4 protein-coding genes are annotated in these 4,901 nt (G+C 56.3%); 2 read left to right on the top strand and 2 right to left on the bottom strand.

The annotated features are described in order from the left end of the window. The first annotated feature begins 336 nt into the window (after positions 1–336). Positions 337–774 carry a hypothetical protein gene (locus tag EOD07_RS22400; protein ID WP_127237015.1) on the top strand — a complete coding sequence of 146 codons (438 nt, stop codon included), beginning with the start codon at positions 337–339 and terminating at the stop codon, positions 772–774. Between the two features lie 97 nt (positions 775–871). On the opposite strand, the gene EOD07_RS22395 is transcribed toward EOD07_RS22400, so the two are convergent. Beyond that, positions 872–3,313 carry a phage/plasmid primase, P4 family gene (locus tag EOD07_RS22395; protein ID WP_164772430.1) on the bottom strand — a complete coding sequence of 814 codons (2,442 nt, stop codon included), beginning with the start codon at positions 3,311–3,313 and terminating at the stop codon, positions 872–874. Between the two features lie 319 nt (positions 3,314–3,632). On the opposite strand from EOD07_RS22395, the gene EOD07_RS22390 reads away from it, so the two are divergent. Then, positions 3,633–4,340 carry a hypothetical protein gene (locus EOD07_RS22390; RefSeq protein WP_127237013.1) on the top strand — a complete coding sequence of 236 codons (708 nt, stop codon included), beginning with the start codon at positions 3,633–3,635 and terminating at the stop codon, positions 4,338–4,340. Between the two features lie 205 nt (positions 4,341–4,545). On the opposite strand, the gene EOD07_RS22385 is transcribed toward EOD07_RS22390, so the two are convergent. Continuing rightward, the coding region (locus tag EOD07_RS22385) for a helix-turn-helix domain-containing protein (RefSeq protein WP_127237012.1) at positions 4,546–4,901 on the bottom strand (356 nt) is incomplete at its 5' end.

Here is a 4,901-nt window from a genome sequence, read left to right as displayed (position 1 = left end):
TCTTTAACGCGTGTGCCTGCAAATGCTGAGAGTCCGATCTCGCTGTTGATCTGGCTGTGCTGCCGAAACGCTTCAGGAAAGCACAGAAGGCCATTGCCAACCCAGAAGAAGGAATCGCCTGTTGCGATTTAATTTCCTCACAATAAGGCCGAGGGTGGTTTCACCCACTCCCCCTCTTTTCCTTTTTAGGGATAGGGGGGTAAATACTGTTTCTGTTTCAAACCTGACAGGAAAAGGAAATACTATAGGAAAAGATCTCTATATCCATTTTCAAAAACGACCTCGCGTTGCCCTCCCTAACGCCCCACATCAGCGGTGCCAGCAAGGAGCGCTCAAATGGCACCACAGAAGATTCCTGTTCGCGTTCGTATCGACCGCCTTGCCCGTCGCGATGATGGCCACCTGATCTGGACTGGTCGCCTCAAACGGAGACGACCCTACCTTAAGGGTTTTGGGAACCCAGCACGCGTGCTTCTGGAGGTTAACCACGAGGCCATTCAAGTCCGCAACACTTGTGGTGTCGAGCGGTGCATTGAGCCTCACCATTACAAGGTAGTTCGAGAAAAACCATTCAAGTACGATGGAGACCCTAGACCGGCCTGGCGCGACCCCAGAGTTCATAATTCGGGCCATTTCAACGAGTGCGAACTTGAGGTGATCGACTTGGAGGTCCATGGTCTCATAAAAGGCGAAACCACTGAGGAAGACGTCAGGGCGGTGGGGCTCAAGCGCGAGATGCTGGAGGAAATTTTTCGCCGGGCTCGCAGCGCGTAGGAGGATCTAACGACGCACCCCACGTGTTCCTTAACACAGGCGGTTAACGACAACCTGCAGGGCTCGATCCGCCACCTTAGTTCGTCCCCAATAGCGGTCACCTTATCGCCCCTACAACGGTGACGTATTTGTAGACATAGACGTTGCACCCGTCCTCCGTCTCACTGAGCCGCTCGAAATCAAAGGCCGGGGCCAGCTCTTTCATCAATGCATGAAACCGACTCTCCCTCTCTCGCTGTACCCCGCCAGCCATAGCGCTGTAAGCCCAGTACTCGTCAAACAGCGCCTTCCCAATTGTTCGGATCTTGGAGGTTTCCATGCCCTTGTGCCGGCTCTTTCCGACGCGGAGGCGAGGGGACTGGGACAGGAAATTGCGGACAGAATTGTTCTGGTTAGCCATCTCGTCGATTAGCGCGTTGTGACTGGCCGGCAGAGTGAAGTCCTTCTTCTGCTTCAGACGCGGCAACGCGGCGAAAGCCCATGCCACGATCTGTTCGCGCTCGGAGGCGAGAATGATCTGGTCGATGCCGATAATCTTTTTCTCGTCAGGGATCCGGCGGGGAAACTCCAGGAACAACCATCTACGATTGAACCCCTCCGAGGTGTCCTTGGTTTTAGGAGTGTGATTGGAGGCGAACCAATGCGCAGCCTTGGGTTGGAACTTAAAAATCTGGCTGTTCTTATGTTGGGCTTGGATCTCCTGACCTTCAATGATCTGCTTGAAGTGCTCGCCAGATATGTCACGCTTCTCGGAGATCTCGCCGGCGAAGTTGACCAGCTTGTCGGCCATCTGTGCCGGCATAAATTTGTCGCCCCAATCGGTCGGCGCAACCGCAGAATGACAACCGTCCGGCATCAACCCCTTTAGGATCTCCAAGATGCGAGACTTGCCGCTGTGCGCCTGACCAATCAGGCAGATTGCTCGCTGAAAACGAGGGGCGATGCCCATTAGCGTCACGGCGAAGGCCTCCTGCAGAGCCATCAGCTTGTCGCGGTAGTCTGGGTCGTCTCCCCAGCAGTCATCCAGCATCTGGAGGAATTGTGGACAACGGCTGTCGTCTTGGTAGCGAAACGGCAGGACATAAGTGCAGCCGTGTTCCGGTGAGTGTTCCCGGAGTTGCATGTCCTCTGTAAGGAAGCCATTGGCGAAGTTGATGCCGGTCAATTCGACCGTCTGAAGTGGCGCGGCCAGGAGACCGGCCATCAATTTCACAATCTGCGATATGTCCGCGTACCGCTTGCAGGCCGGCAGCGCGCTGTACTCGTCGGCTAGGTGCTTGACGAAGACGTTCTGATCGACCGTCTGCCAGGCCGCGCCCTTCCACTGCCAGAACTGACCCATGTGGTGCTTCAGTTTCCCGAAGGCCTCCAGGTCCTTGATCGCGGCCTTCGCGATCTCGGAGTGGTCAGTGCCAGTGATGTCGCCGGCGCGAAGCCTCTGGAGCTCTTTGCGCAGCGTGGTGACCGTGACCGACCCCTTGGATTGGGAGACGATGAACTTCAGGATCCGCTCTTCGTCGATGTTGCCCAGGTCATGGTTGCGGGCAATGCGGTCAAGGGCGACCTCAGTGGCGCGCGTCCAACCAGCAGTGTCAGGTGTCACGTGACGCTCGAACTCGCCCATGAGGTGGCTAACGATCCTCTCCCTGTCCCACTGCTCGTTCTCGTCGGTGATGACGAGGCCAAGCTTTTCCTTGTCGTCGGACGTCAGACCGTCGTCCCAGCCCATCGGAAGGGCCTTGCGCTTATCGCCCAAGACGTCCCGCATAAGGAAGTCAACGACCTTAGTCTGGGCCTTGCCAACGTCGACGTCATCGCCGGCCACCTTCTCAGTGTAGCCCTCCACCCAGGCCTTCATCTCGCCCATGGCTTCGAGCAGGGTGCGCTCGCCGCGGGTGACCGCTCGAGCGAGCAGGCCGGCGTTGTAAACCAGAGCATTGTCGCGCGCGCCGGCGGGCACGAAGGACGTGATCTTGGTGTTGCCTGAGCTCGAGAGCTCAATGCCCTCGGCTTTCAGAGCCTCACGGAGCATGCTTTCCACATTCTTGGGGAGGGCGGGAAGCGACCCCATGACCTCCGTCAGATCACAGTTGGCGGTGTAGGCCTTGCCCGTATCGGGATGGATCGACGGCGGGAGCACGATCTGTGTGCCTTTCGAGAGGCATTCCAGCAGCATCTGGCCTTTCGAGTCCTTGATGCGGAATGTCCGTTCACCCTCGAAGCGGTAAGCCAAGACCGCTCCCTTGCGACCGACACGGCGCCAAGGCGATGCGGGCAGGAGCTGCTCGACGATGCGCTGGACACGAGCATCGTCGCTGTCGATGTCGATTGCAACGACGCCGGAAGCGGCTCCCATCGGCAGACCGATGTTGCCGTTGCCCTTCTGGGTGAGCCAGAGCTTCTGCTCGTGTTCGGTGGGCATACGATCGGCAAAGACCTGCCATGCATCGATCCACGGGTTCTTGAAACCGACCCGAAGGGGGATCGCGGGCTTGCCAAGGACCCAGTATTTTGGCGCTTCATTGAAGAAAATCGTCACTTGTAACCTCATTTGCAGATGGCGCGGCGCTGAACCTGCTGGTCAACGTTCTTCCTCGATTGGTTCGGGGCTCGGCTGAGTTGGGACGCGCCCTTGGTCAGGGATAAGTGTGTTGAGTATCAGGAGGCCACGCTGCGAGGCTGCATATTTGGAGAAGGCAGTTTTGCCTTTCAATTGAATTACTATAGGATGAGTGCAGAAAGTTATTACTATAGGATGAGTGAGATTTTACTCTAAAAACGCCTGAGGAGCGTCTCCATCTCAGAGTGCGAAGCCGTCGCATTGGGCGCATCGGCACTTGAGATGGAAAGGTTTACAATTGCAGCTTTCTGAACGCTTGGAGAACGCCGCTAATGGTCTGGCGGACATATGGGATGCCGACTTGCTTTATATTAATTCTGAAATTGATCGCAAACTGCTCGAACGCGTCATCAGGGAGACGGAGAAGCGAAAAGATCCCGGAAATGTCCTCTACATTTTCCTTACTACAACGGGAGGAAGTGCCGAGTTCGCCTATAAGGTCATGCGCTACCTGAAGAGCAAGTATTGGCATGGGGTCGTTGTCTTCGCTTTGGGTCCATGCAAAGGCGCTGGCACTCTCATGTGTGCTGGTGCCACCGAAATCTGGGTCGGCGACTCGAGTGAGTTTAGTCCTCTCTCGTGCAAGACGGCGGCCGTGGCAAATGCGTCGTCAAACCAGTTGACGGAAGACACTCTCAGAGCATACGCTGAAAGGCTCAACAGGGATTTTCGGACACTCAGGAAAGAGCACGATTTCGATGCCTTGGCGCAATTGATCTCTGGTTATCCATCCCCTGACTTCATCATTGACGGCGAAGAGATCTCGACCCTGTTCAACAGGGTCTACCGGGTCAATGAGCAGTACGGGGATGAGAAGGACCACGATGTGCACAAGGTGGTTCGGTTCGCCCAACAAAGTGCAGCGCGTCCGAATAAAGCGGCATTGGGTCTCGACCCCGAAATCTTTTACCTGAACGGTGAGTATAATTGGGAGAAGAGTAACTGATCAGTGATACTCCTTGCGAGGAGAGCCGGCGTTGGCGCTTGTGCAAATGCTCGGGGGGACTTGTCTCGTCCCCCCAAGCCCTTAAAGAAGCTGACCGCATGATCTTTCCATTCCCGGATTCAAACTTCACCTTGTTTGCTCCACATCCTTTTGTCGTAGCTCCTGAGGAGCGACGCCGCCGCGGCGCGCGACACGTTGCTAATGCTCATAGAGGCTCTATTCCGGCACCGGCGACTATCCGAACGGAGTTCGGAGCCTGCCCGAAATGCTCGCGGAAGCTCTTCGAAAAATGCGACGGCGACTCGAAGCCGCAAGCAATGGCAATCTCCAAGATTCGAAGATCGGTGGAATCCAGCAACTGACGAGCGCGGGAAAGCCGAAGGTTCAAATAGTGGCGGCTGGGGGTGGTTGACAGATAGCCGTGAAACAGGCGCTCCAGCTGTCGTCGGGATATGCCAATCTTTCTCGCTATCGTGTCCATTGGAATGGGCTGCTCCAGATTGCCTTCCATCAGCTGTATCGCGTCGACCAGCTTGGCGCTGGCTCCGGCCAGGCGCAGAC

The sequence above is a fragment of the Mesorhizobium sp. M2C.T.Ca.TU.002.02.1.1 genome, from assembly GCF_003997225.1.
The sequence above is the reverse complement of the archived record's forward strand: the minus strand, read 5'-3'. Positions and strand labels throughout refer to the sequence as shown.

Bases quoted from the DNA above. Each gene is read 5' to 3' on its own strand.
- EOD07_RS22400 (WP_127237015.1), top strand. From the start codon at position 337: ATGGCACCACAGAAGATTCCTGTTCGCGTTCGTATCGACCGCCTTGCC.